Below are 23,847 nucleotides of genomic sequence, written 5' to 3' on the forward strand. Positions count from 1 at the left end.
GGGATTCTTAACGGAATTATAACCAAAACAGACTTTACGGATGATAAACGAGTGAAAAGTCGTTTGTTTATAAAAACAGAATTGGATTGGAGAGGAATAATTTTCTATTAAAGGATTATTGAATGCGCTTGGATTGGGGGACTTTTCATAATAGGATGTTCGTACATTCACTCCGTTTTTTGCCACGAACGGAGAATCTAGGCTTTTGACAAGGGAGGCGCTTGCGTGTTTACCGAGATCACTCGCTTTTCTTTTCCCACAACTATTATATTTGGACCGAGAGCTATTAAGTCGCTGCCGGAATGTCTTCAGGAAATCGGCGTTCGAAAACCACTTTTGGTTACGGATGCGGTATTGCTGAAGACGGAAGCCTTCGCAAAGACGGAGACGGCGTTGAAAGAGAAGGGCGTCCTTTTCGCACTTTTCTCCGATGTGCATCCCAATCCGCTGGAAGACGATGTGGAAAAAGCCGGTTCAATATTCAAGAGCGAGGGTTGCGACGGCGTCATCGGCCTAGGCGGGGGCAGCTCGCTGGACGCCGCCAAAGCCGTAACTGTGCGCGTCGCTTATGATGGGCCTCTAGCGAGGTACGAAGCGCAGGCGGGAGGGTATAAGCTCATCACGGGACCGCTGGCGCCAATTATCGCCATTCCCACGACGGCGGGAACCGGCAGCGAGGTGGGGCGCAGCGCCGTTATCACGATTCCGGAATTGGGACGGAAAATCGTTATTTTTAGCCCGCTGCTGTTGCCCAAACGCGCCATAGAAGACCCTGAGTTGACGGTCGGCCTGCCGCCGCACTTGACGGCGGCCACGGGAATGGATGCTTTTACCCACAACCTGGAATCGCTGGTGGCGCCTCTCTTTCATCCCCTCTGCGACGCTATTGCTGTGGGCGGATTGGAATTGATTATCCGCTATCTGGAACGGGCGGTGCGCGATGGGAGCGACATCGAAGCGCGCGGCTATATGATGATCGCCGCCAGCATGGGGGCGATTGCGTTTCAAAAGGATTTAGGAGCGGCTCATTCGTTGGCGCATCCTCTATCTACGGAATACGGCTTGAATCATGGCTTGGCTAACGCGGTTTGCCTGCCCGCCGTGATGCGCTTCAATAAGGAAGCGGCGGCGAAGGAATACGCCAAAACCGCCGGATTGTTTGGATTCAATACTTTTGGGATGCCGCCGCTGGAAGCTGCCGAACGGGCTATCGAAGCCGTCACCGATTTGAACCAGCGCATCGGTATTCCCGCCAGGTTGCGCGATTGCGGCGTTCCCGAAGAAGGGTTGCTGAATCTGGCAAAGAAGGCGTTTTTGGATTCCTGCCATCTCACCAATCCGCGAAAATGTACGGAAGAGGATTTGTTGGCGCTTTATCGCGAGAGTTGGTGATAATGACAATGATGAGTGATGAATGATGAATGATGAAAATGTTGGGTCAAACGACGCGATTCATCCTACGGATGGGTGGCAAGGGGAAATGTTGTTTTTGCCCTTGAATTGTAGAGGTAGAAAAATTTATGGGTTATGCGACCCGATTCATCCAGCGAAATTTCGATTGAAGCGCAAGATACCCATTAATAAATAGGACATTAACGCTATTTCTTATTATTCTTATTGCAGAAAAAGGATTCGACGATGAAAAAGTACGATCTATTCATCAATGGAAAATGGATTGCCGCCCAGTCGGGCGAGACGTTCGAAGTAATGAATCCGGCGATTACTCAGCCGATGGCTTTGGCCGCCAAGGGCGGACCGGAAGATGCCGCCGCCGCCGTCATGGCGGCGCGCAAGGCGTTCGACGAAGGTCCTTGGCCGCGTATGTTGGCATCCGAACGCGCCGCCGTCCTTTATAAACTATCCGCGCTGATTCGCGAGAATCTGGAGGAGATTGCGCGGGATGAGTCGCTCAATGTTGGAAAGCCCATCCGCGATTCGCGGGACGAAGTAGGCGCTGGAGCCTATTGCTTCGAATATTACGCGGGAGCGGTTACCAAGTTTTTCGGCGAGACCATTCCCGTATCCAAACAGGGTTTGGACTTTACCCTGCGCGTTCCCATCGGCGTGGCGGCGTGCATTGTACCGTGGAATTTTCCCTTTCCAATGGCCTGTTGGAAGGTCGCTCCGGCGTTGGCGGCGGGAAACGCCGTGGTCTTGAAGCCCGCGAGCTATACGCCGATTTCCGCCTTGCATCTGGCGCGGTTGGCGCAGGAAGCGGGATTTCCCGAAGGCGTATTCAATCTCATCACCGGCCCCGGCTCGACAACCGGTTCTGCGCTGGTCGCTCATCCCGGCGTGGACAAAATTTCCTTTACGGGAGAAACCGTAACCGGCCAGGAGATCATGAGAACAGCGGCGGAAGGCATCAAACGCGTTGCGCTGGAATTAGGCGGAAAATCGCCCAATATCGTCTTCGCCGACGCCGATGTGGAGAAGGCGGCGCGCAATTCCGTTCTCAGCGTTTTTGGTAATTGCGGGCAGGATTGCTGCGCCCGCAGCCGCGCCTTTGTGGAAAAATCCGTCTACGATCAATTCGTCGAAGCTTTTATCGATCAAACCAAGAAAACCGTCATCGGCGATCCGTTGGACGACGCCACGGAGATCGGGCCGATGGTTTCCATGAAGCAGCGGGAGACGGTGCGCGGCTATATCGAATTGGGCGTAAAGGAAGGGGCGACGCTGGCCTATGGCGGCGAGATTCTTTCCGAGGGCGCTTACGCCAAAGGCTCTTATATCCGTCCCGCCGTTTTCACGAATGCAGCGAACGATATGCGCATATCGCAAGAGGAGATATTCGGTCCGGTACTGAATGTGATACCCTTTACGGATGAGGACGAAATGATCCGGCAGGTCAACGGAACGCAATACGGCCTCTCCGGCTCCATCTGGACGAATAACATCAATCGGGCGCTGCGGACAGCCAAGCAGGTGCAATCCGGCGTTATGGGCGTCAATTGCAGTTCGAGCGTATTTATGGAAGCTCCATTCGGCGGCTTTAAGAAGAGCGGCATTGGCCGCGATTTGGGAATGCATGGCTTAGCTGCTTTCACCGAAGTGAAAAACGTCTTTATCTTTTTGGGATAAGCGGGGCGTAATTTGATTACTCCTCCCCCAAGTTTGGGGGAGGTTGGGAGGGGGTTTATTTAAGTCTATTAAAATCAACCCCCCTCTAACTCCCCCCAAACTTGGGGGGAGAATTTTAAAGCGGATTTATTCTATTTTGTTTGTGCCTCGGAAGTGTAAAATATGAATGGTCCTTTGAAGCTGGATGAGTTGCGAAAGCTGGTCAAAAACGGAGCCGTCGATACTATAGTAACCGTTTTTCCCGATCATTACGGACGGTTGATGGGAAAGCGGGTGACGGCGGCGCATTTCTTGGAGTATATCCTGCCGCAGGGTATGGAAGCCTGCAATTACCTGCTAAGCGTGGATATGGAGATGAATCCACTTTCCGGCTTCGAGATGGCGAGCTGGGGAAAAGGCTACGGCGATTTTCATGGCGTCGTTGATATGGCGACATTGCGGCTGATTCCGTGGTTGGAAGCGACGGCGTTGGTATTCGCCGACTTGGAATGGGAAGCGGGCGGGCCGGTGGTTCAATCGCCCCGCGCCATTTTGCGGCGGCAAATCGATCGGGCGAAACAAAAGGGACTGCATCCCATGATGGGATCGGAGCTGGAGTTTTATCTGTTTCGAGACAATGAGGATGGATGCGGATGTCATGGAGGAGAATCCCATTCGCCTTCCACGGATTACTTGATCGATTACCATATTCTGGGTACAACGCCGGATGAGGACGTTATTCGTCAAATCCGCAATGGCATGAACGGCGCGAATATTCCAGTGGAGTTCAGCAAAGGCGAATGGGGCAAAGGGCAGCATGAGATCAACCTGCTGTATGCGGACGCTTTGGAAATGGCGGACCGGCACGCCGTTTACAAGAACGGCGTAAAGGAAATCGCTTGGCTCAACGGCGCCCGCGCTACGTTTATGGCCAAACCGGAGGCGGGAGCCGCTGGTTCCAGTTTTCATCTGCATGTCAGCGTTTGCGACGAATCAGGTAAGAATAATTTATTCTGGGATAAACGGAAGAAAACTGGTTCTACCCTATTCCGCCAATTTTTGGGCGGCCTTTTGCGATATACGCAGGAATGTTTTCTTTTTTATGCTCCGACGGTGAATTCCTACAAACGTTATCTATCCAACTCCTTCGCTCCGACGAAAATCGCGTGGGGAGAGGATAACCGCACCACCGGCTTCCGCGTAATTGGACATGGCTCTTCCTACCGCATCGAGAACAGGATGCCAGGCGCCGATGCCAATCCCTACATGGCCTATGCCGCCGCTATCGCCGCTGGACTAGCGGGAATCGAGGAAGAACTCGATAGCGGAGATCCCTATAAGGGAAACGCCTATCAGGACGATTCTCTGGAAAGAGTTCCAATGGGATTGAAGGAGGCGGCAAACCATTTGGAGCAAAGCTGCATGGCCAGAACGGCTTTTGGCGACGAAGTCGTCGATCATTACGTCCGCTTAGCGCGATGGGAATGCCAAGCCTTCGACGAATCGGTGACGGACTGGGAACGGCGGCGGTATTTCGAACGCATCTAACCGAATTCAAACCAAATCAAAACCAAACCGGCATGGAGAGGATATAAAATTTAAATGAAAAAAAGAGATTAATTGTTAGAATATCGTTAGTTTTTTGTTAATAATTATATATAATTATTTAATCATAATTAAAAAGCGAAGGAGTTGTTTGATGACTGGAAGGCGAGCATTTACGTTGATTGAACTTCTGATTGTTGTGGCTATCATCGGCGTTTTGGCGGCCATTGCCGTGCCCAATTTTTTAAATGCACAAATGAGGGCGAGAATCGCGAAAGTTCAATCCGATCATAAATCGCTGGGAACAGCGTTGGAGATGTATTTGCTGGAGAACAATAGTTATCCCGGCGATCACGATTTGGATAACTATATGAACCAGGAATGCGGCCTGTTCAAACTCACTACGCCCATTTCTTATATGAGCGCCCTGCCGCACGATCCCTTCGTCAACCGCAAGATGCGCCTCTATATCAGTCAAACGGGCAACGCCTACGCCGCCGAGGGGCGGGACGATTACGAGATGGGGAGCGGATCTGACAATCAGGGAGCCAATCGCAAACACGCGTATAGTTTGATGAGCTACGGCCCCGATCTTCTCGACGACAACAGCAGCCACGATCCATTTCCTTTCTTTACGGATATGGATAGATACGATGCGACGAACGGCTTGAAATCAAGCGGCAATATTTTCACGTTCGGCGGCGATTACATGTCCGGCTGCATCGTTCTGGATTGGGGCAAGGATAGAATGGGATCCGCTTGCAATTGAATTATTTCGTCAAGTGAAATCGATAATCGTATAGCAGGATTGTAAGGCTATACGTTCGTACCTCTTTAAAAGACCGCTTTATAAACGGGATGTTTTAGATAAACCATGTCTATTGAGAGGAGGATCGGGATGCATAGAAAAAAATGAAGTCCAATCAACAAGCGTTTTTGGCCGCTGGGGAAAAAAGAAAAGAAAGGAAAATGAAATATGAAATTTAATAGAAATATGCTATTAATCGCGGTTTTATTCATCGTGGCGGCTCCAGCCTGTTTAGGGGATCCCGTCAATCCTCCCGCCGGTTTAAAACAAATCTTCTATGAAGATTTCGAATCGACAGCATCCGGGCAATTGCCCGCGGGTTGGACGCAAGTCGACTTTAACGATGCCGCCGCCGCTTCCGATCCTTTAGCCGCTTTCACGGTTTGGGGAGCCTTAACTTACGACGAACTCGCCGCTCAAGGCGACAACCGGGTTAATGTACCGGTCATAGACGGCAACAGTCTTTACCATGAATCCGACCGCATCGATCCATACCTAGAAGCGCATCTCTTCTCGCCGGTGCTCGATTTGAGCAAGTATAAGAACATCGTCTTGACTTTCAACAGCGCTTATATGCAAAACCAGGATAACATTGGCGCCGTGGAATACAACGTAGACGGAGGTTCCATGTCCGCTGCGGGCGAAGTCAAGGGCAAGTGGCTGCCGATCGTCTATATGTTGGACGATAAAGGTCAAACGGCGGACGTAAAATACAATGCGGACGGCTCTATCGACGGCAACTCCACATTCGCTGGCATCGCCGACGGCACTTCTTTCGCCTATGGCGATTTGACGCTGGCCGCGCAGTCGAGCATGACTTTCAGCGATATGGCGCCGTTCATCTCCGGACGCATCAATGATGATAATGCGGAGAGTAAACGATCCGAGCAGTACAGGCTGGAAATGGCCGACAATCAATCCCAAGTCGTTATCAGCTGGTTGAACATGGGCACGGGAAGCTGGTTCTGGGCTATTGACGACGTCGCCATTTGGGGTATTGAAAGCGCGGATGCAAGCGAATGGCCGATCTTCTTCGAAGATTTTGAATCGACGCCTTCCGGGCAATTACCCTCGGGCTGGACGCAAGTCAACTTTAACGATGCCGCCGCCGCTTCCGATCCTTTAGCCGCGTTCACGGTTTGGGGAGCCGTAACTTACGACGAACTCGCCGCTCAGGGCGACAATCGGGTTAATGTGCCGATAATAAACGGCAATAGCCTTTACCATGAATCCGACCGCATCGATCCCTACGTAGAAGCGCATCTTTTCTCGCCAGTGCTCGACCTGAGCAATATTAAGAATGTGGAGCTGACTTTCAACAGTTCCTATATTCAGAACCAGGATAATATCGGCGCAGTGGAATATAACGTTGATGGTGGTTCCTTATCCGCTTCGGGCGAGGTAACAGGCAAGTGGCTGCCGATCGTCTATATGTTGGACGATAAAACCAAAACGGCGGACGTGAAATACAACGCGGACGGTTCTATCGACGGCGACGCAACGTTCTCAGGGATCGCCGACGGCACTTCTTTCGCCTATGGCGATTTGACGCTGGCGGCGCAGTCGGGCATGTCTTTCAGCGAAATGGCGCCGTACATATCCGGACGCATTAATGATGACAATGTGGAAAGCAAACGATCCGAAAGATACCGGCTGGAAAAGGCCGACAATCAATCGAAAGTCGTTATTAGCTGGTTGAATATGGGCACGGGAAGCTGGTTCTGGGCTATTGACGAAGTCGCTATTTGGGGTATTGTCAGCACCGATGTCAGCGAATGGCCGTTGTATTAGTAAGCTTCGATTCTTGTTGGTTTCGTTGTTAAAAGAAATAAATAAAAAGTTAAGGATCAATTTACAACTCTGTTCGTTAACCTCGACGAACAGAGTTTTTTTTACGTTTTTTTATGTGGTTATCGCGTTTCCTTCGCATTCTATTGGACGCCTTTCCTCGTTACGGTATACTAAATCGTGTAACTATTAGGAAACTTTCCCTCGATTGATGACGATAAGAAATGCGATTTCTCGACAAGTAAACGAACATACTGAGGAGGAAATACCATGATTCTCACCGCTGAAGTGACCGAACAAGGAGTGTTGCGCGTTAAATCTCCGGCGCTTAAACCAGGGGACGAGGTTATTTTGGAGATGCGCGAAGCGGAAATTCGCCATACGGGCAAAGGAAGATGGTCCGACATCAAGAAAGCACTCGCGAAAGCCAACGCTCTGGATTTTCCGCGGCGTAGCCATGAAGAGATTCTTCGCGACCTTCGCGAACTGCGAGGGTAAACGGATGAAGATCGCCTATGTGGATTCCGCGGTATGGATCGCCCAATGCGAAGGGAAGGAAGCATATCAGCAAATTGTTGACGAGAAAATCGCTTCGTTGGAGAACGATGAGTGGATGCTTGCCTTTTCCGATTTGGTTTTTCTTGAGGTTCTTCTAAAACCGCATCGCCAAGAACGGTTAGACCTTATTGAAGTCTATGATAATGCCTTTGCGCAAGCTTTATGGCTTCCCGCATCTGAATCCGTTTTTAGAGATGCATTCGACATTGCGCATGCCGATAATCTTAAAACCGTCGATGCCATTCACATTGCCATCGCCGTCAAGCATAAATGCGAACTCTTCGTAACCACCGATCCGGATTTTCGCAACCTCCAGAGCCTTCCTCTCCAGTGGATTGATTTGAGCCAGGCCTTGCCAAAGTAAATTTCCATTTACAAATCAGTATGATCGGGGCGCTTCCGATGGGAGCGCTCCGTTTTCTTGAAAAAGGGCTGGGCGGGGTTTCATTCGCCTGCAAAATTCTCTATAGTGCAATGCCAAGAGGAAAGTTTCATGACGGTTTTCTATTCTCCCGATGAGGCGGGTTGAGGCGCAGATGGCTAGAGAAACCATTGCATTTTCTTCAGGATTGATGAAGGCTCTTTATCCTGAATTATGCGAAGATATTTTAAGCGCAGGGTATTTTTCCGGCGAGGAAAAAGGTTGGGATGCGGCGCCGATCGAATCGCTGCCTGAAGAGCCGTCCTCGCTGGAAGAAAAAATTCGCGGGATGGCTTCCCTGCCCATGAGAACGATTGCGCCGCGTTCGGATAAGCCGGTCGTCGTTATTCTGGCGGGGGGAAAAGGCTCGCGCATGGGCGAGGGAATTCAACAAAAAGTACTTAGTCCCATCGGCGGCCATCCGGCGTTGCGGCTGGCGATGGAAACCTACCGGTCGTTTGGATTGAAGGATTTTATCCTTATCGTGGGAGTGGGATACAAGGATGTTTTGCGCTGCATCGGCGCGGAAGATGGCGTAACGTATTTATATCAGGACGCGCCCTTGGGTACGGGGCACGCCTGCCGTTTGGCGTCGCGTTATTTGAAGTTTATGGACTATGAAGGCGACGTCGTCGTAACGATGGGGGATAAATATGTCACAGCGCACGGATTGCAGCGACTATTGGAGAATCATCAGGCGCGGCGTCCCGATTTGACGTTGACGACCGCCTCTAAGTCGGCGTGGCCGGACTCAGGGCGGGTGGCATTGGGTGAATCGGGTGGTGTATGCGCCATCGTAGAAAAGCCGGATATCGTGTTGAAGCGGCTGATTTACGATTTTGTACATTGGCCTTCCGATCCGGTCCCAGCGAAGGCGTTTTGGGAACGAGCGTTATCCTATTGGCCGCGTCCGCAAAAATTGCGCAAAATTCTGGGCGCATTCGGCGATGTTTTGGAGACGGAAGAATGGATTTCCAAAGAGAAGGGAAGACGTTTGCTGCGGGATTGCGATCCTTATTTTTCCATATCGGAAACAATGAAACTATTAGGATCGGAAATCGAAGAACGCTGCGAAGAGGTCAATCTTTCTCTCTATATCTTTCAATCCCGCGCTTTGTACGAATCCACGGAAAAATTGGAGCCGAATAACGCGCAGGGGGAACTCTATCTCACGGACGCCGCCCATTACCTGGTTTCGCAAAACCACGACAGCGGCTATCGCGTCGTAACGTCACGGATGCCCGACGATTACGACGTGATGGGCTTCAACACGGTGGAGGAATTGGCGCGCATCGAAGGACGGGCGAGAAGAGATTCTACTGCATCTCAAGCCGAAAACGAATAAATCGTTCCATCCGCCGCAGGGACGATGAGCCGTCCCGATGGATCGAACGCGGGCCGCGCTTCGATGCTCCGATCTGTCTCGAATACGATGGCGCCCACGCCCTGCGGGGATATGGCGTGCACGCAGCTAGCGACGTCTCCCACGAAAATATTGCCCTCCGCGTCGCATACCGGCCCGCTCAAAAGATAATCCGCCCCCGTATCGTAGCGATAGCGGCGCTCTCCGCCGTTATCGAAATTGTGAATCACTCCGCGCATATCGGCTACGGTTATTCCTCCATCCGGCAGGATAGCCGGAGGGGCCGTAATCCGGCCTTGAAACGGCAGGCGGACTTGTTCTTTTCCCGTCTCCAGCGAGAGGCTCCGCAGCATGGAATCGCGGCCGGAAAGGGTAACAAACCAGACGGTTTTGCGTTCGTCGTCGATGACGGGAGCGGCGGCGACGGAATGGATTGTTGCGGATTGGTCCATGATTTCATCGAAGAAAAGGGAGGATTCCTTACCGGTTTGAGGCTCGACGCGGACCAGCCGGGTTCCATTGGGGCCGGATTGCGACCATTCCGCGCGCAGAGAATATATGGCGCCGCTGGCGTCGGTGGAAGCGGCGGAATAGGGATTCGTCCCCGCGTTCCAGGAAAAGCGCTCTTGTCCATTTTGCGCGTCGAGAGCGGCAAAGCGCTTGCCCCAGCTGCTGGCGATCAGCAAAGAAAACTGAGGAAGCAGCAACAGATCGGAAAGGATGCGCGGATCGTCGGGGCTGGGAATCTGGACATTCCAAATTTCATCGCCGCCAGCGGCGTTCAGCGCGTAGACGCGGCCTGACGTCGTCGCGGTGTAAAGAACGCCATCGCCCACGGCGGGCGTAGCGAAGATGCCGGCGTCCAGCCGTTTTTCCCAGAGCGGCTTGTCTTCCGGCGGGAATGCCAACACAAGACCGGTCATATCGGCGATGAACATAACTCCGTCGTCGGAAAAAACGGGCGAAGCCTTAATGCGCCCCTCGGCGCGGCGTTGTCCAGCGGCTTTAGGCGCGAGGGTGAATGCGCAAGCGGCGCGTCCGGCGCGGCTGTTGTTCCCGCCCATTGTATGCCATGCGCTGGTGATTTTGCCGTCTGTCATGATTTATATCCTCGATGAAATCCTGCGACTGTGAGACTATGGGACTTGGGGACAGGGAGACTGGGGGATTTGCCGTCCCGTCGCCTCCAGTGGGGATCTCTTCGCTCGACCCTCTCTACGCCTATCGTCTCTTAGTCTCCCAGTCTCCCTATCTCTTTTTTTATCAATAACGATGGGTCAAAAAAACACGACCCATCCTACTTTTCTAGCCGCTTATCCTTAGTTTTTAAGATTATACCAATCCCGCAAGGCTTCGAATTGCTTGCGCGTTACGGTAAAAACAGAGCCATGGCGGGGCTGCGGCGGGAATTTCACTTTGGCGTCGGCGTTTGTCCAATTCTGCAAATCGTCCGATTCTTCCGCGCCCCAACGATCGTCCATAAAGCAATCGTAAAACAGCAGCCATTTTCCTCCCGCCCGGAACAACGCCGGGCCTTCCGTCAGGTGCGGCGTAATCAATCCGCCTTGAGGTTGGTAGGGGCCATCGAGGTTGCCGCTCACAGCCAGGCGCATGGCTTTGTTGTCCGTCCCATGCTTGTTTTCGCCGCGCTCGTCTTTATAGATCATATAATATGCGCCGTTGAAAAATTCGATGGTCGCGTCGATAACAGTGTAGCCAGGATCGAAAAGCATACGCGGCGGGGAGATAGTTTTAAAATCCTTGGTTCGGCACGACCAGATGCGTTGATGGTTGTTCTCTTCCGTTACGGACGACCAGTAAATGAGAAACGATCCTTCCTTGTCGTCATAGAAAAATTCCGGCGCCCAGCAATTGTGCACGGTCTTTACGCCTTCCATCACGGGCAACAAACGTTGCTCTTCCCAATGGATCAAATCTTTGGATCGCGCGGCGAGAATCATGGACGATTTCCAACTATTCGTGCAAACGAAATAGAAGGCGCCGTCCAGCCCGCGGCGGATAAAGGGATCGCGCACCGATTTATTGCCGATTTCCGCCCGCAGCAGCGGTTTTTCGTCGTTGAAGGCGGTCCAATCGCAGCCGTCGAAACTATAAGCCATATACAGAGATTCGTCGGCGGTTCGAAAATAACTCATCAAAAAGACCGAATCGTCTGCAACGCTACCGGCGGCGATTGCGCAAAACAAACATAGAGAACTTATTGCGCCAAACATCTCAACCTCCCTATTCTTTCTTGGCGATAAACGTAAACGCTCCGGTATTATGGAGTTTTCGCGATTCTTCATTAAGATTCGGCGAATAGAGGCGGCCTATCCGCCACCAACATTGCGAAATCCATTCTACGGGAAGAATCATCGTTCGGGATAGAGCCGCTGGAAATTTGGGGAAGAGCGACATCTTCGCCTGCGCGGCGAGTCCCGTCCATTGCAGGCTGGGCGCGATCCATTGGACTTTGAATCCTCCCATCGTCAGCGAATTGTAAACGCCATAATGCGTATGATGATAAAAACTAAACGCATGGTACGGTTCTAGAAAAGAAACTGTGCCGATGAATAGGCCGCCGGGTTTCAAGATGCGATGCGTCTCCCTCATCATAAGAAAAGGAAAGCGGATATGCTCCAACACGGCGATGGATAGAACGAATTCGAAACTATTCTCGCAGAAAGGCAGCGCGTGGGCGTCGCCTAATAGCGGCGCTCGTTCGTCGCAATAATCCAGCCCAGCGTAGACGAATCCCGCTTGCTCGCAGACGCTGCGGTGGATGGCGTCGCCGCAGCCCAGGTCTAACGCCAGCGCCTCTTTTCCCTTCGCTTTGGGAAAATGGCTTAGCATTTCCGCGCTTAAATGATGGGGTACGGGGACGCCGGCGAAATCGACTTCGGGATTTGGTTTTAGGGTCAGCGGCCGGATCAGGGCGCCGGCTTCTTCCAAAGGGGGGAAGGGCATTTCAAATTCGAACGCGGCTTTTTTCATTCGCGATAAACGCAGATCGAGCGGTCCCGCTGAGGCCTTGGAATAAACGGCGCCGCACCCCGCGCAACGCGCCGCTTGTTCCTCGCGCTTCAATGAATCTCCGCAATGAGGACAAGCCAATACGCTCCATAGCGCATCCGGCAACGAGTGAATTCCTGGCATAGTTGTTCCTTTTTTCCAGCGCTTCTCGAAACATCATCCCTTTGAGACGGGATCGTTGTCCACTTCGGCGTGAATTTCTTTTAGTTGCGATAACATCTCTTTGAGTTTTTGCGGATGCTTATCAACCAAATTAAGGGATTCCGGCAGATCGTTTTTGAGGTTATAGAGTTCTATTTTTTCGAATTTCAGGTCGGACAAAATTTTCCAATCGCCTTGCCGCAGGGCGATTTTCGATTCCGTCAAAGCGTTATCGTAGCGCCAGTATAAGGGACGCTGGCGATGGATGCTTTTATTATGAAAAATCGGCGCGATGCTGGCGCCGTCGATGATGCGGTCCGTTGGCGGCTCGATTCCCGCGATTTCGCAGAGCGTGGGCAGGACGTCGGTTCCATTCACCGGCTCGGAACAGACGGCGGCGGATTGGCTTTTGCCCGGCCAGCGTATGATGCCCGGAATGCGATAGCCGCCCTCATGCATATGCAGTTTCATTCCTCGAAGCGCGCCGGGAGAGCCATGCGAATAAAGCGCCGTTTTATAACGCATATAGGTTTCCGGGCCGTTGTCGCTGGCGAACATGACGAAGGTATTGTCGCGCAGGTTCATCTCGTCCAGCGCTTTCAATAGCCGTCCGGCTTCATGATCCATCTGGCTGACGTTGCCGTAATAGATCGCTTCGTTTTCGTCTTTCACCGAAGCGTACATCTCTTGAAATTCGTCGGCGGTGGCGATCGGCTCGTGCGGCGAATGGAACCAGACGAATAAGGCGAAGGGACGATCCTTTACTCGGCGCAGGAAGCGCAGGCTCTCGTCTACGATAATGGCGCTGGAAAAGCCTTCGCGCTTGCCTTCCGGTTGTCCATTGCGCAGAAAATTGATGGGATCGCGATGCGAGGGGATGGCGTTGTTTTGGGTGGAGAGCCATTCGTCGAAGCCGTGATCTCCCGGCGAGGGTTCGGAACCGTTCATGACGCTGTTCAAATGCCATTTGCCGATATGCGCCGTCGCATAACCGGACGCCTTGAGCAGCGATGCGATGGTAATTTCTTCGCGTTTCAGATAAACGCCGGATTTTGGCGGGATCCAATCCATGATGCGGCAGCGAGTGGGCGTTCGTCCCGTCATGATGCCCGCCCGCGAAGGAGAGCAAACCGGCGCGGCGGCGTAGCCATCGGTCAACTTGATCCCTTCTTGCGCCAGCGCGTCCAGGCAGGGCGTCTGGATGATGGGATGGCCGCAGCAGCTCAAATCGCCATAGCCGAGATCGTCGCAGAGAATATAAACGATGTTGGGCTTCGTTGTAGTCTTTGCTTCCCCCAATGCTTCAGCCCATCCCGGCGCGCTCAACGCCGCTGCGCCCAGAATCGATTGCGATAAAAAATCCCGGCGCGAGATCATGGTTTTCCTCATGAATTGTGCTCGCTTCCATTCACTTCCAAAACCAACATAGTAACGTCGTCATGCTCCAACGAGCCGGACGTATGCCGCAGCAAATCGGCCAGCACGGCGTTCTTGATTTCATGAATCGCCGCATTCTCCATCGAATTCAGTAATGCCAACAGGCGATCTTTGCCGTATAGGTTATGATCCGCGTCCGGCGCTTCGATTACGCCGTCCGTATAGAGAAATACGCGGTCGCCTTTTTCCAACGGCGTTTCGTTTTGATCGTAATAGGTTTCCCGCTTGATTCCCAACGGCAGATTATTCATGCCGGGCGTCGTCTTCAATTCGATGGGACTCCACGAGGATTCATAACGGCGCTTGACGAACAAGGGAGGATGTCCGGCGTAGGAGAAATAGAGATGATGGTTGCCGGTATAAAACGCCACGACGGCGGCGGTCGTCATGGCTTCCAAACCGCGCCCCTGCAACTTGTCGTTCAGTTCCGAGAGGACGCCGTTGCCTTCCAGGTTGCTCATCCTCTTGACGAGGGATTCGTACACCCAAGCGCTAATTTCGCTCACGTCTTCGCCATGCCCTACGACGTCCGCCACGGCGATGCGGGTCAATTTGTCTTTTCCACAGACGCTGAAATAGTAAATATCTCCGCCCTTGCCGCCGGCGCAAGATCGCGAATAGAGGCTAGCCGATAGGGAATGGGCGGCGATATCGAAATCGGCGTTCTGAATGCCGCCCCATATGGTTGCGCAGCCTATGTTACGCTTAACGATATTATCCATAAAAACCTTTCTCCGACGGAAAAAACATATGTCCGTTCGAATAGAAAAGAGATTTTACTCTAAATCGTTCGTTTTTGGATGGAGCAGCGATGCTTTTTCGCTAGAGGGATTTTTTATTGTCTGAATCAGAATGGCCAGGATTTGCAGGATTATAAGGGGAAAAAGTTAAATCATCTTTGTTATTCTTTTCAACCTGCATATCATGATTCGGACAATTCATCGATCTCCGAAAACGATTTGACAAAAAAACAAAAGAAATTCAATCGAGAGGAACTGTTGTTTTTGGCGTATTCTTTATAAGCATCGCAATGAGAATCGCGGCGCTCCAAGGGCCGATGGCTCCTAAAAAGAAAACGATTCCAAATCCCCATAATGCGGCGGCCTGCCCTAAGAGAAACGAGTTGATCGCATTGCCCGCATCCATTACGCCTGTGACCAACGCCACCGCCCGGCCTCGGTGGGATTTAGGCGCAAGGGCGTAACCCAACGAAGTGATGGCGGGAAAGGCAATGCCATGTCCCGCTCCGCAAAACGCCCCCGCGGCGATAATCCCGCGCAATGTCCAACTGAAATGCAAGATCAACAGTCCCGTTCCATACGACATAAAAGCCGGAAGCAGTACTCGCCTCAATCCGAAACGGTCGCCCCATTTTCCGCCGACGATCCGGATGAATACTCCGCTCAGCGAATAAAAAGTGAAGAACAAGCCGAAATGGGATATCCCTCTCCCCTTCGCCAATGGCGCCAAAAAGGAAGCCATCGTGGAATAGGAAACGGCGAGGGCGAGCGCAAAAACGGCGGCATGCCAAAATCCCGGCGAACGCAATAGCTGCGCCATGCCCCGCCAATCGAAATCGCCCGTCAAGGGAATCTGGGCGGGGTGGCGAATCGAAAGAACAAGAAGCAGCGCTATGGCCCCAACGGCGATCAACATCAAGAAAAAGCCCGAAAATCCGAAACGGGAAAGGACGATTTCGCCGGTATAGGGACCGACGGAATTCGAAGCCAGGCCGGATAAGGCGTACATGGATATCGCTTCGAACCGGCGCCCTTTCGGCGCCGCCTGCGCCGCGAGAGTAAAGAAGGCGGACATGTGGGCTCCCCAGCCAAATCCCTGCACCAGGCGAAGCATCCATACCCAGGGAACCAAGCCGCAATCGAGCAGCATATAAAAACCCAACGAGGAGACTTCCATGCAAACGCAGGAGAGCAGCAAAACAGGCTTGACGCCGAAACGGTCGATCAGCGAGCCGATCCACGGACGCCCGATCACGCCTGCGATTGGGACGCACGCCATAAACATCCCCAGGGTCGCTGGTCCTCCTCCCGCATGGTCTACATAGAGAGGAAAAAGGGCGTTGTTCGTAATCAAAAATCCCAAGATAAAGTTATAAACGAACGCGATGAAAAAGGCGGGCGTATAAAGGCGATCGGACGGTTGGACGCCATCCTCTTTGGCCGCAATGCGAATCCTATCCAAAATCGGCTCCCTTGTCGAATGTCTCTTTTAAGTGAATGAAATCCATTGTTACTATTAGGGTCTACGCTTGTACCATATATCCAAGTAGTTGCGGTTACGCATAATTTGGCGGGGATGGAGAAGGGAGGAGAGAACAAAACGGGCGAATTCGCAGCGTGTGAATTGCCGCATCTTCCTCGGCGACGTCGCCGCCGTTTCGCGCAGGATGACGACCTTGCCCCAGCGTTTCAGCTTTTTCGCCAGCGTTATTTCTTCGGATATAAAATACGCTTCGTCGAATCCGCCAATCTTTTCGAAGACCTCTCGCCGTACGAAAAAAAAGGAACCGGAGGGGATGCGAAAAATCCTTGAAACGATCACCCAACTTTTCATACCCAGATTCGCCAAAAAATCGCAGACCGGCTCGCTCCAAATCAATCGAGAGCCGCCGCCTGCGACGCCTTTCTCTATTGCGCGCTTCAATCCTTCCATCAAACGGCGATCAACCAGCGTATCCGCGTCCAAGAAGAGAATATATTCTCCTCTCGCCGCCGCCGCGCCGATGTTGCGCGTCGCCCCGATATTGCGCTTGCCGGAGGGGACGATTGTTGCGCCCAACGCTTCGGCGATTTCCGCCGTCCCATCCGTCGAGGCGTCATCGGCGACGATCAATTCATACGGTTCCCATTCCGCTTGTTTCAACGCTTCGCGCAAAGCCAATATCGTTCGTTCGATATTCTGGATTTCGTTGTAGGCGGGTATGACGATGGATAACAACATGGTTCGTACCGGATTAGTACTGAATTAATCAAGGGCAACAAAAACATTTGCCATTGCCACCCCCGATTTTCTTCTCTTGTTTTGAGGATTCATCAAGGGCAAAAAACATTTGCCCTTGCCACCCCGATTAGGGTTTCGTCTTGAATCGCAGACCCGGCCATTTTCCGGATTCGACCGCTTCCCAATAGTCTTTTTTTACCTGATCGTAAAGGCCGTACAATCCCCGCGCATCGGCGTCGCGGTCAATTTCGATCTCCACATTTGGTTTGGGGATCGTGCGTTCCGCTAGAACCTGCGCGGCGAATTGGCGGATGACGCGAGTGGCGGGACGGTCGGTTCCATCGGGATTGATGATTCCAAAATCCGAATTTTCTCCGACGCGGAAGCCGCCGGGATACCACCACCAGACGACGCCGTTGGAATAGGAGTTTAAAACCATTTTGTAGAAATCGGCAAAGTATTTTCCTTGAAATTCCAATGGTTCCGGATCGGTTTGCATTTTTTGATTGTCCCACGCCTGTACGCCAGCTTCGGCCCAGATGACGGGTTTTCCCGGAGCGCAGCAGCGGGCGTAACTTACGGTGAATTGCCCCGGTTTAACGCGCTCCCAATCGCCGATGCGCCCATAGCCTTCCGGCGCCATGAAATCCATGCAAATGGCTACTCCCGGAAAATCGTAAGGCATGTTCTTGTCGCCCAGGAATGTGGGATCGCCCGTAACCGTCATCCGGAAACTTATGAGATGGTTGGGATCGAGCGCGCGGATGCGATCGGCCGCCGCCTTGTATTTAAACTGAATCAATTCATCGGCGAAACGCCGGTAATCCGCGATCATTTTTCGGTGCGGTCCATCCTGGCCGAGAAGCCGAGCGGAGGGAGATGTCAAATTGCCGTCGATTTTCGGGGCAGGAAATTCCCAGGCTTTTTCCGCCGCTTCGAGGGCGCCGTATTTCCTGGCGATCCACAGCCGCCAATCCGGATCGTATTTCCGCCGCTGCTCCTCCGTTCCGAAAAAGGGCTCCCAGGCGATGTCGTAGGCGTAGATGGCGTCGCATTCCCATAGCCGGTTGAAGCGGATCATCTCTTCCCACCACTCCAGGTTATAATCCATCGGCGAACCGGGGCGGAGGGAGAGGTTGACTTTCAAGCCCAGGTTGTCGCAGCGGCGAAGAATATCCAGCAGATTGTCGGCGTAGAGGGATTGATAATAAAGAAAAATCGAGATGCTGTTGAAGCCCATATCGCGGCATCGTTCCAAATCGCGCTGAATGAATTCCGGATCGTACGAGCGGCTTCCCAGCCATTGTTCGTAATAGGGACCGTCTTCCGCCGCGATTCCCGTGGAGGGCATATAATTCACGCCATGAACATACCATTTCTTCCCGTCGAGATAAAAATCGCCTTTATGCGCCGAGACGAACCGTTGCAGCGTCTCCGATTTCGGGCGGTAGACGAAGAGATCGTGTTCGATCTCGTCCAAAAGGCTATCGCCATGAAACAGCCTTACAGTCAGTTCGAAATCGCCGTCGCGCTTCGGCAAACGGACGGTATGGCTTGCGCTGAAAATCGCTCCCGCCGGAATATCGATGGATTGGATGATGCGTTTGACCGGCCTTTTATCCCCTTTGATCTTCAGTTCGAAGCGCAAGGTCAAATCCTTCGCGTCCTGGGCCGAAAGGTTCGCCGCGCGCGCGCCTATGACGACGGGCCGCCCTCGGCGATAGGTGAAAAATTCCGATCCTGCCTCCTCGAAAAAAATCCCGTTCGCCATGCGATTGATGGAGGACGTTATTGATTGCAATACGGCATCTTCCTGATGCCAATCCGGATCGTTTATGGAATAGGAAGCGCGAATACTGAACCGATTCGGCTTCTGGAAATCGACAAACATCGATGCGGGCGCTCCCCGCCATTCTCTCCGCGATCCAATGGCGTCCAAAAGCGGAATCCAACGCCAGCCGCGCTTCTTGTTGAATCCTTTTCCAGTCGGCCGGGGATGGTGGGCGCTCATGGAAGCGGGCAGGGGCAGGGACATTTCTTCCAGGCTTACCAGCTCGCGGCGCATCAACTGCGCTGCCTCCGTAATAGGATAAAATTTGTAGGAGGGCGATAGACCTTCGATGGGGGGAGGCGTATGGCTTGCCAACGGCTTGTCCCCAAGGGGATTGTACGCCGTTCCTATCTCGTCGATAAAAAATTCGTATTCGCCGCCGCGGGAGCCGGTATGCGTCCACGCCGCTCCAATCTTCAAACGAACGGCGTTTTGCGGTTGGAAAACGTCTCCCGGTTTTCCCCGTTCCGGCGTAGATTGCCAATAATGGAAATCGCTCGGCGCCAGAACCACCTTCCGCCATTCATCGGCAACGGGAAAGACCGCGATCCATCGCGAGCCGTCTCGCTCCACCCATTCCAGGTTCAGCGCGCGGGTCTCTTTCGTTCCCTTGACGTAAAAAACAGTGAGCGATTCGCCGTAAAGAAAAGGATTCGTCACGAGGGGAGAGGCAAGACCGTCCCAACCCGCCATATTCTCGATGCGCACATGAAGCCCGTTGCCTTCTATTCCTTCGGCGAGTTCTTTCGCAAAGGGCGAGTCCGGCGTATTGGTATTTCTCTCCCACTGATTCAAATCTTCCTCTTCGAAGTTGAAAAGCATACGTTCGGCGGAAGCTTTGGAAAGGCGCTCGCGCCAAGAACTTTCCGAAAACCATTGCCCGCCATTGTTCCACAGCCAATCGGAGAACGCGGGAGCGCCAAGCGCGAAGACGTCGCCGCCTTGCGCAATATAATTTTCGATAATATCCACGCTTTGCGCAGGCAGCGATCCCGCCGAGGGCAAAACGAGCAGATCGAAGTTCGCGGCGTTTACAACGGAGGAATTCAATAACTCCCTGACGCCGATCGTCCGCAAGCCATATCCTTTATCTAGCAGGAGGGAAGCCAGATGAAGCGCAATCTCCGGGTGATGATTCGGCAGATCGTCCAGAAGAATGGCGATCCGATAATCGTCCCGCGACGCCCCATCCGCCGTCAAACCGCCGATCAACGCCAGCGAGAGAAAAAACGATCGGATTCTTTTCATTCTTGCAACCCTCTTCTATCTTTCCCAAAAAACGCATCCATCCTATAACATTCCAAAGCGTGTATATCATACCGCATCTCAAAGAAAATGTTGAGTATCCGCTTCCAGCGCGAGTCCTTGAGATTCGTTTTCATATAGAAAAAAATGAAGCTATATTATATGGACAGAAATACGCGAAATCGATTGAATCCGGGAGAGGATTAAAAGCCTTAAGGAGATGTTCTCATGTCCGAAAAAATGGAATTAATGCACGGCAGCGGGAATATTTATCGGGATTTCAATCGGCCCGATGCGGATGTTCGTCAAACCAAAGCGCTTCTAGCCGCAGCGATCATAGACGTTTTGGAAACGCAAAACCTTTCCGCAAGAAAGGCCGCTAGATTAACGGGGATCGATCATAGCGAGTTTGTTCGTATACGCAAGCCGGATCTCAAGCGATTCACGATCGATCGGCTAATTGCAATCCTGAACAAGTTGGATCGGAAAGTCGACATAACCATCGCGGTAGAAGCGCGTTCGCAAAATAATCGTGAGGCATCGGCGCCTGCATAAAAGGGAAACGGCGTTCCTCTCATAAGAGAATTCCGCAAAAAGTTATTCAAACATTTTCGTTATTGGATTATTCTTACAAACGCCAATTCAAGAGGAACGCCGCGGCGGACATTCCCTGCGACGGCTTGTTAGCCGCGAACCACTGGCCGCTGTTTTTTGAATTAATGAACTTTGGAGGATTTTCGGCTGCCGGGCAAGCGAATCAATCGCGCCCAAAAGCCTTCTCTTTTCTCTTCTCTCGCATTCATGGCCGCATCGATAGCTTGCGCGAGATGGGCGGCGTCGACCGGACGAACCAGAACATGGGGAGCGTCGTATCGTTTTAAGCGATTGGCTTCTTCCTGGGCGATAGAAGAATAGATAAGGATGATTCTCGAATGCGAGGCGAGACCTTTCAAAAGCCAGATCAAATAACTGGGATCATGGATTTCTTCGTTTTGGGCCAGGATGCATAGATCGAACCGGCCCGTGCGGGCGAATCCCCATAAATCCATATCGTCTTTGGCGCAATGAAGCGCTCCTCCGATGCGGGCGGCGACGGATTCCACAAGCGTTTTTTCTTGAGACGATAGACCAAGCGACAAGAGGCGCAATGTATGTTCGTTGTCTCGGGGCGCAATCACGAAATTAACTCCTTACTTATTCGTTTCCCCCCGCATGACGCATTCCATTCCATTGAAGTCATCCACTATTCTCTACCTATAGAAGTAATATAAAAACTTACTTTTGTCAGGCGAAAACGCACTTATATCGGGACATCCAAACGAAACGAAGAGACGAATCGAGGATATGAGAGAGCAGCTCGATAAATCGAAGTGGGGCGCAATATAAATATAAATTCTACTTATCGTTTTGTTTTCGGCAAGGAGGATAATGGGCGTTGACGATCGCCTGGACGTCCGCCAACCAGGTTTGGCGTTCTTCCAAGGCGCTCGTTACGACGACTCGATACATCTTGCGATAAAAGTTCTTCACTCCGCAAAGGTCGAAGATGCAGGTTTTCCAAAGATTCTCCAACGGATCGCCGAAGACTTGGTTTTCGCGTTCTTCGGGCGTATTGGCCGTATTGAAAACCAAGGCGGATTGCGCCCGCAATAAACCAACGGGGATTCCTTCGCCGCCGTCTCCTTCCAGAAATCGATAAGCGACGCCCTGACGCAGTACCCGATCCACCCACCCTTTGAGAATGGCCGGAGGCTGCCCCCACCAATTCGGATGAACCAGGACGATGCCTTCCGCCTGGGCGATCTCGTCGCAATGACGCCGGATAAAAGGGGCCAGTTCCGCGCCGTCGGAAATTTCCTCGCCAGTTGTCAACGGATCGAAATGTTCCTCGTAAAGATCATGGAAAAAAATCTCGTGGCCGTTCCGATGCAACGTATCCCTAACGGTTTCCGCGATGGCGTGGTTGAAACTTCCTTTTTGGGGATGCCCCAAAATGATCGATATTTTCATAAAAGCTTATATTCCTTTTTCAAGATAGTTAATTTGGAAATAGCCATCGGCAAGCGTCTATCTCTCCCCCGTCAATCGACGTCATTCCTGCATGGGGAGCGGTTGAAAGGGAACGCAAATCTGGAAGGCGGAACTGACGCCGGATTTTAGAGAGACGTTGAAGCGCGCGTAGCCTATAATGTTTCCGGGAACCAGATCGTTATAGGGTAGGGTGGGGCGGCGCGCCCAGGTTTCCCGCTTCCAAGGCGGGGCGCATTGGATGCGATAGATCGTTTCGCCATTGTTCATAAAGGCATCTTGTTGGAAATACCATACAGCTTGCGGATTCCAGGAAAAGGGATTGGGCAATCCTTGGATTTGAGCGTTGCGATCCGTATCCAAAGAGAAACCGAACGCTTCGCGCGATTCGTCGCGATCCGCCGGAGAAGGCCTCCACGCCGTCCAGACGACGGCTTGAGCGTTGTTGGCGGCGGGATTGCTCGCTGTAACGGCGAGGATGCCCGCTTTGGCGAAGTCCGTGGCGGCGCTGATCTGGCGTTGGCTGACGGTGAAGAAATAATGGCAGCCGCCTTCCGCCGTGGCAAAGGAAATCTCCCCCGCCGCTTCCGATTGCCAGACGATAGGAACGACGCGACGGGGAGGGTCCTCGATAAAGACGAGCAGTTCGCCCTGCGCCGCGCGCAAGGCGGAATGCGGCGTGAGAACGGGGCCAGTAGGAAGTTTAGAGGCAGATAAGCGATTTTCCGTTGCATAGGAGGCGATGGGAATCAATACCAGCGCAAAAAAAACGCGCCCAGCCCATCGCGGCGTTTTTCGCCTTGACGGATCGGCGCATTTCCTATTTTGCAGTTTTTGCATGGGGCGTCAGGCTCCCCGGAAGAAGGGATGAAATCGACCTGAAAGCCGTCTAAAAGATTATTTCTCTTCTTTAATAACCCAGACTTTGAGTTGGGCCGTCGTATCTCCGGAAAACCGGACTGGAACGGTATAGACGCCCAATGCGCGGATGGGGTCGTCGAGAATAATCTTCCGCCGGTCCACATCGTAGCCTTTGCTTTTTAGCGCCTCGGCGATATTTTGATTGGTGACGGTTCCGAAGATGCGGTCTTCTTCGCCGACGCGGACGGGAATTTGCACGGAAATTTCGGACAAGCGCCGGGCCAAATCATGTTCGGTTTTGAGACGGCGGTTCTTTCGATCCGTCAAAAGGCGCTTTTGATGGGCGATCTTCGTGGCGTTGGCGCTGGAGGTAGCATAAGCCAAGCCATTGGGAATGAGGAAGTTGCGGGCGTATCCCCCCTTCACTTTCACGATTTCGCCCGCATCGCCTAGATTAGGCATGCTTTCGGTCAATATGACTTCCATGATTTCGTTAACTCTCCTTTGGCGTTTCGCTTCCAATTTCCCGAAAGGGGAAAAAACAACCCTTTGGGGAAAATAGACAAAACGTAATTATGCTCCTAATTCCTTCAATCTGAAAGGGGAGCGTGAAGACGATAGGATGATGTTTGCGGCGCCGGAAAAAAAGGCCGATGGCGCCTGCGATCTCTGATGAGCCTCCTTACCGAGGAATTCGGCGATGGCAGAAAGAAAAAGGTCCGAGGAGCCTTGGCTCGGCGGGAGCCTCGCTCTCCCTATTTGTT

General features: G+C 52.4%; 21 protein-coding genes. 9 read left to right on the plus strand and 12 right to left on the minus strand.

Annotation, left to right across the window (positions count from 1 at the left end; all coding sequences use genetic code 11):
* The first annotated feature begins 225 nt into the window (after positions 1-225).
* The 8 genes from AB1656_05935 (at position 226) to AB1656_05970 (ending at position 9,528) form a co-directional block, all read left to right on the plus strand.
* A complete protein-coding gene (locus AB1656_05935; protein MEW6234908.1) occupies positions 226-1,392 on the plus strand; it encodes an iron-containing alcohol dehydrogenase in 1,167 nt (388 codons plus the stop codon).
* Positions 1,393-1,638: 246 nt separating this feature from the next.
* Positions 1,639-3,084 (plus strand): aldehyde dehydrogenase family protein, encoded by a 1,446-nt coding sequence (locus AB1656_05940; GenBank protein ID MEW6234909.1) that lies wholly within the window; start codon positions 1,639-1,641, stop codon positions 3,082-3,084.
* A gap of 162 nt (positions 3,085-3,246) precedes the next feature.
* Positions 3,247-4,611 carry a glutamine synthetase family protein gene (locus AB1656_05945; protein MEW6234910.1) on the plus strand — a complete coding sequence of 455 codons (1,365 nt, stop codon included), beginning with the start codon at positions 3,247-3,249 and terminating at the stop codon, positions 4,609-4,611.
* Positions 4,612-4,762: 151 nt separating this feature from the next.
* Positions 4,763-5,377, plus strand: coding sequence for a prepilin-type N-terminal cleavage/methylation domain-containing protein (locus AB1656_05950; protein MEW6234911.1), 615 nt, complete (start codon positions 4,763-4,765; stop codon positions 5,375-5,377).
* Positions 5,378-5,584: 207 nt separating this feature from the next.
* Positions 5,585-7,207, plus strand: coding sequence for a hypothetical protein (locus AB1656_05955; protein ID MEW6234912.1), 1,623 nt, complete (start codon positions 5,585-5,587; stop codon positions 7,205-7,207).
* 267 nt (positions 7,208-7,474) lie between these two features.
* On the plus strand, positions 7,475-7,702 hold the full coding sequence (locus AB1656_05960; GenBank protein MEW6234913.1) for a hypothetical protein: 228 nt from the start codon (positions 7,475-7,477) through the stop codon (positions 7,700-7,702).
* Positions 7,703-7,706: 4 nt separating this feature from the next.
* Positions 7,707-8,126 carry a PIN domain-containing protein gene (locus AB1656_05965; GenBank protein MEW6234914.1) on the plus strand — a complete coding sequence of 140 codons (420 nt, stop codon included), beginning with the start codon at positions 7,707-7,709 and terminating at the stop codon, positions 8,124-8,126.
* 172 nt (positions 8,127-8,298) lie between these two features.
* Entirely contained in the window at positions 8,299-9,528 is a 1,230-nt protein-coding gene (locus tag AB1656_05970; protein ID MEW6234915.1) for an NTP transferase domain-containing protein, read from the plus strand.
* Here the strand turns inward: AB1656_05970 and AB1656_05975 are convergent.
* From AB1656_05975 to AB1656_06010, 8 genes are all read right to left on the minus strand, one after another.
* Complete coding sequence (locus tag AB1656_05975; protein ID MEW6234916.1) at positions 9,510-10,646, minus strand: PQQ-binding-like beta-propeller repeat protein; 1,137 nt, start codon at positions 10,644-10,646, stop codon at positions 9,510-9,512. The two genes, AB1656_05970 and AB1656_05975, sit on opposite strands and share 19 nt — an antisense overlap.
* 219 nt (positions 10,647-10,865) lie before the next feature.
* Positions 10,866-11,780, minus strand: coding sequence for a glycoside hydrolase family 43 protein (locus tag AB1656_05980; protein ID MEW6234917.1), 915 nt, complete (start codon positions 11,778-11,780; stop codon positions 10,866-10,868).
* Between the two features lie 10 nt (positions 11,781-11,790).
* Complete coding sequence (locus AB1656_05985) at positions 11,791-12,702, minus strand: class I SAM-dependent methyltransferase (GenBank protein ID MEW6234918.1); 912 nt, start codon at positions 12,700-12,702, stop codon at positions 11,791-11,793.
* Between the two features lie 33 nt (positions 12,703-12,735).
* Positions 12,736-14,109: a sulfatase-like hydrolase/transferase gene (locus tag AB1656_05990; GenBank protein ID MEW6234919.1), complete on the minus strand. Its 1,374-nt coding sequence runs from the start codon at positions 14,107-14,109 to the stop codon at positions 12,736-12,738.
* Complete coding sequence (locus AB1656_05995; GenBank protein ID MEW6234920.1) at positions 14,106-14,879, minus strand: PP2C family protein-serine/threonine phosphatase; 774 nt, start codon at positions 14,877-14,879, stop codon at positions 14,106-14,108. The genes AB1656_05990 and AB1656_05995 overlap by 4 nt, the downstream gene beginning before the upstream one ends.
* 259 nt (positions 14,880-15,138) lie before the next feature.
* The gene (locus tag AB1656_06000; protein MEW6234921.1) at positions 15,139-16,359 is read right to left on the minus strand and encodes an MFS transporter; all 1,221 of its coding nucleotides are present in this window, start codon (positions 16,357-16,359) and stop codon (positions 15,139-15,141) included.
* A gap of 54 nt (positions 16,360-16,413) precedes the next feature.
* Positions 16,414-17,118 (minus strand): glycosyltransferase, encoded by a 705-nt coding sequence (locus AB1656_06005; protein ID MEW6234922.1) that lies wholly within the window; start codon positions 17,116-17,118, stop codon positions 16,414-16,416.
* A 127-nt stretch (positions 17,119-17,245) separates the two neighbouring features.
* Complete coding sequence (locus AB1656_06010) at positions 17,246-20,197, minus strand: hypothetical protein (protein MEW6234923.1); 2,952 nt, start codon at positions 20,195-20,197, stop codon at positions 17,246-17,248.
* A 225-nt stretch (positions 20,198-20,422) separates the two neighbouring features.
* On the opposite strand from AB1656_06010, the gene AB1656_06015 reads away from it, so the two are divergent.
* Complete coding sequence (locus tag AB1656_06015; GenBank protein MEW6234924.1) at positions 20,423-20,749, plus strand: helix-turn-helix transcriptional regulator; 327 nt, start codon at positions 20,423-20,425, stop codon at positions 20,747-20,749.
* A 161-nt stretch (positions 20,750-20,910) separates the two neighbouring features.
* On the opposite strand, the gene AB1656_06020 is transcribed toward AB1656_06015, so the two are convergent.
* From AB1656_06020 to rplI, 4 genes are all read right to left on the minus strand, one after another.
* The gene (locus AB1656_06020) at positions 20,911-21,372 is read right to left on the minus strand and encodes a hypothetical protein (GenBank protein MEW6234925.1); all 462 of its coding nucleotides are present in this window, start codon (positions 21,370-21,372) and stop codon (positions 20,911-20,913) included.
* 217 nt (positions 21,373-21,589) lie between these two features.
* Positions 21,590-22,204, minus strand: a complete 615-nt coding sequence (locus AB1656_06025; GenBank protein ID MEW6234926.1) for an NAD(P)H-dependent oxidoreductase — start codon at positions 22,202-22,204, stop codon at positions 21,590-21,592.
* 81 nt (positions 22,205-22,285) lie between these two features.
* Entirely contained in the window at positions 22,286-23,062 is a 777-nt protein-coding gene (locus AB1656_06030) for a hypothetical protein (GenBank protein ID MEW6234927.1), read from the minus strand.
* Positions 23,063-23,119: 57 nt separating this feature from the next.
* Positions 23,120-23,569, minus strand: a complete 450-nt coding sequence (rplI, locus tag AB1656_06035; GenBank protein MEW6234928.1) for a 50S ribosomal protein L9 — start codon at positions 23,567-23,569, stop codon at positions 23,120-23,122.
* Positions 23,570-23,847 lie beyond the last annotated feature (278 nt).

The organism is Candidatus Omnitrophota bacterium, assembly GCA_040755155.1.
GTDB lineage: Bacteria > Hinthialibacterota > Hinthialibacteria > Hinthialibacterales > Hinthialibacteraceae > JBFMBP01.

Bases quoted from the DNA above. Each gene is read 5' to 3' on its own strand.
- AB1656_05975 (MEW6234916.1), bottom strand. From the start codon at position 10,646: ATGACAGACGGCAAAATCACCAGCGCATGGCATACAATGGGCGGGAAC.
- AB1656_05970 (MEW6234915.1), top strand. From the start codon at position 8,299: ATGGCTAGAGAAACCATTGCATTTTCTTCAGGATTGATGAAGGCTCTT.
- AB1656_05960 (MEW6234913.1), top strand. From the start codon at position 7,475: ATGATTCTCACCGCTGAAGTGACCGAACAAGGAGTGTTGCGCGTTAAA.
- AB1656_05965 (MEW6234914.1), top strand. From the start codon at position 7,707: ATGAAGATCGCCTATGTGGATTCCGCGGTATGGATCGCCCAATGCGAA.
- AB1656_05955 (MEW6234912.1), top strand. From the start codon at position 5,585: ATGAAATTTAATAGAAATATGCTATTAATCGCGGTTTTATTCATCGTG.
- AB1656_05995 (MEW6234920.1), bottom strand. From the start codon at position 14,879: ATGGATAATATCGTTAAGCGTAACATAGGCTGCGCAACCATATGGGGC.
- AB1656_06030 (MEW6234927.1), bottom strand. From the start codon at position 23,062: ATGCAAAAACTGCAAAATAGGAAATGCGCCGATCCGTCAAGGCGAAAA.
- AB1656_05980 (MEW6234917.1), bottom strand. From the start codon at position 11,780: ATGTTTGGCGCAATAAGTTCTCTATGTTTGTTTTGCGCAATCGCCGCC.
- AB1656_05990 (MEW6234919.1), bottom strand. From the start codon at position 14,109: ATGAGGAAAACCATGATCTCGCGCCGGGATTTTTTATCGCAATCGATT.
- AB1656_05985 (MEW6234918.1), bottom strand. From the start codon at position 12,702: ATGCCAGGAATTCACTCGTTGCCGGATGCGCTATGGAGCGTATTGGCT.
- AB1656_05940 (MEW6234909.1), top strand. From the start codon at position 1,639: ATGAAAAAGTACGATCTATTCATCAATGGAAAATGGATTGCCGCCCAG.
- AB1656_06015 (MEW6234924.1), top strand. From the start codon at position 20,423: ATGTCCGAAAAAATGGAATTAATGCACGGCAGCGGGAATATTTATCGG.
- AB1656_06005 (MEW6234922.1), bottom strand. From the start codon at position 17,118: ATGTTGTTATCCATCGTCATACCCGCCTACAACGAAATCCAGAATATC.
- AB1656_06025 (MEW6234926.1), bottom strand. From the start codon at position 22,204: ATGAAAATATCGATCATTTTGGGGCATCCCCAAAAAGGAAGTTTCAAC.
- AB1656_06010 (MEW6234923.1), bottom strand. From the start codon at position 20,197: ATGAAAAGAATCCGATCGTTTTTTCTCTCGCTGGCGTTGATCGGCGGT.
- AB1656_05945 (MEW6234910.1), top strand. From the start codon at position 3,247: ATGAATGGTCCTTTGAAGCTGGATGAGTTGCGAAAGCTGGTCAAAAAC.
- AB1656_05950 (MEW6234911.1), top strand. From the start codon at position 4,763: ATGACTGGAAGGCGAGCATTTACGTTGATTGAACTTCTGATTGTTGTG.
- rplI (MEW6234928.1), bottom strand. From the start codon at position 23,569: ATGGAAGTCATATTGACCGAAAGCATGCCTAATCTAGGCGATGCGGGC.